2 protein-coding genes and 1 pseudogene are annotated in these 2,135 nt (G+C 67.8%); all 3 read left to right on the forward strand.

The genetic code is table 11. The annotated features are described in order from the left end of the window. Nucleotides 1-182: 182 nt before the first annotated feature. Nucleotides 183-466: pseudogene (locus ABZ208_RS38945) on the forward strand (hypothetical protein); the annotation flags it as partial. Nucleotides 467-758: 292 nt separating this feature from the next. Then, on the forward strand, nucleotides 759-917 hold the full coding sequence (locus ABZ208_RS38950; protein ID WP_356914179.1) for a hydrophobic protein: 159 nt from the start codon (nucleotides 759-761) through the stop codon (nucleotides 915-917). An 800-nt stretch (nucleotides 918-1,717) separates the two neighbouring features. Beyond that, the coding region (locus ABZ208_RS38955) for an STAS domain-containing protein (protein ID WP_356914178.1) at nucleotides 1,718-2,135 on the forward strand (418 nt) is incomplete at its 3' end.

The raw sequence follows: 2,135 nt of genomic DNA on the forward strand, positions 1-2,135 counted from the left end.
CGGCCTTCTCCATCTTCTCCTCGGCTTCGAGGAGGGTCTCTTCGATCACCACTTGCTCCTGCGTGTTGTGCCCGCGTGGGCACCACCCGGGCGGGCATCGATGCGGAGCACGAGCCGAGAGGGTTGATGGGAATGCAGCAGAGCGACTTACGACACGAGAGCCAGGCGGGCACCGAGGCGCACTGCTGGCGAAAGACCGAGGCTTCCCCGACGGCGAACAGTTCGAGGAGCAGACAGCCGCGATCCCGGTGCACCACGCCGACCGTGTCGAGGGCTACCGCACGATGCACAGGGCGGTGCGTGGCCAGGGCGCGGCACGGAAGAGATGCGGGAGGCCATGGTCGAGGCCCGCAGCCTCTTCGACGCGCTGATCACCGAACAGTCGGCCGACTCGGGCCGACACCGCCGGCAATCCCCCGACGACCGTCGACACACGCCGTGGAGTCGCAGCTGCCACCATGCATAGGGAAGTGGCACGCAATGACGTACGACCCCGAATGCGCACAGCAGCGCATGTCTCCTGCCACCGCCCCGGGCCGGGCCTCCACCGAGGGTGCTCCTCACACCAGCGGCCTGGGCTGATGCGTCGCCGACAGAACTCCCTCGTGCTACTGGCCCGTTGACAGGAGACGTTGCCCGGCGTTGACTGACGACGACGGCGCAGGGCTATGACGCTTCGGACACTCCGGGCGAAGTCCTCCTCCTTCCGCTTCGCCGGGACCCCGCGGAACACAAGAAATCTTCCGCGAGCTGGAGGCCTGGCCATGCTTCTCTGGATTCTTCTTCTCTTGCTGACTCTGTTCGGGCTCGGGTTCCCGATCCTGATCCTGTGGTACGTCGCGGTCGTACTCGTGGCCGTCTGGATCCTCAGCTTCGCCGTCCGCGGCGGTGGCCGGTCCGCCCACAGCCGCAGGTAGCCCGGGCCTGGCACCGTCCCGCCCGTGGAACCCAGGCGCCCTGACAGAGGCCGAGAGATCCACGTCAGTGGACGGGCAGTGCGCAGCGCAGGATGCGCCCCCAAGTCGAGCCGTACTGCCGTGACAGTGGGCCGATGCTGTGAGGTTGCCCAGCAGGCACGGAAGCGCAAAGGGGCCCGCGAGGAGCGGGAAGAGGGCGTAGTCCTTGAGGAGTTGTCGGCCGGCCTTGGAGAGAAGCCCGGCCAGATCGGCGAAGAGGTCACGCAGCGGCTTCCGGCCGGCGATGACGACGCCGGTTTCCAGGCCGTACAGCGCGATGCCCCATTCGAAGAAGGGGGCAGGAGGATGTTGTAGAGGGTCTGGGCGAGATGACGGGGGCGCCAGGTCTGCTCATGTCGACCGTCCACCGCCGGTGGTGTACGTCCCCAAGTACCGTGCGGTGCAACGGATGTGTACACGCGTTGCCGCCGCCTGGACAGCGTCCAGTCCCTGAGAATGAGGGCTTTCGGTCGTCCATCGGACCGGACCGAGGACTATGCTGCTGTGTGGACGTCCCAGACCCCGGCGGCATGTAGTTGCTCAACACAGATGGTTGCGGGGAGCGGATCTTTCGTCCGGTCACCCGGCGCATCCCCCTGGAGGGAACTGGGTGGGTCCCCTGTCCTGGTACACAGGCTGCTGGATCGGTCATTCGCCTGCCTCCGCCGAAAGTACGCCCCCTGCCGGGAGCGCGTCACGAGGCGCCGGAAGTCCGGCACCGCCGCATCCGCTGCCCGGTCGGTCTCCTGAACCGAGGCGCCATGCCCATTCCGCAGCTGAACGTCCACCGGCACGACAGAGAGAGCCGAGCACTGATCACCCTGGCCGGTGAGATCGACCTCGACACGGCCCCGCTGGTACGCGAATCACTGGAGGGGTGCCTGCGCGACGGCATCCGCACCATCGACATCGACCTCATCGCTGTCACCTTCTGCGACTGCAGCGGCCTCAACGCCTTCCTGCACGCGTCACAACAGATCACCGCAGCCGGCGGGTCCCTCCAACTGCACCACCCGCCGGCGCCGGTGGCTCGGCTCGTCGAACTCACCGGCTCCGGCTTCCTGCTCCTCGGCCTCCCGTTCGGACGCCTGGCCGCTCCTCTCCAGGGCGGACCGGTCCCGACCGCCCCAGCCGCGCCGCGTCGGCTTGCTCCCGTCGTGCCTGCCGTCTCGAGCGGTG

Origin of the sequence: Streptomyces sp. NPDC006208 (genome assembly GCF_040613775.1) — a bacterium.
In the GTDB taxonomy this organism is placed as follows: Bacteria; Actinomycetota; Actinomycetes; order Streptomycetales; family Streptomycetaceae; genus Streptomyces.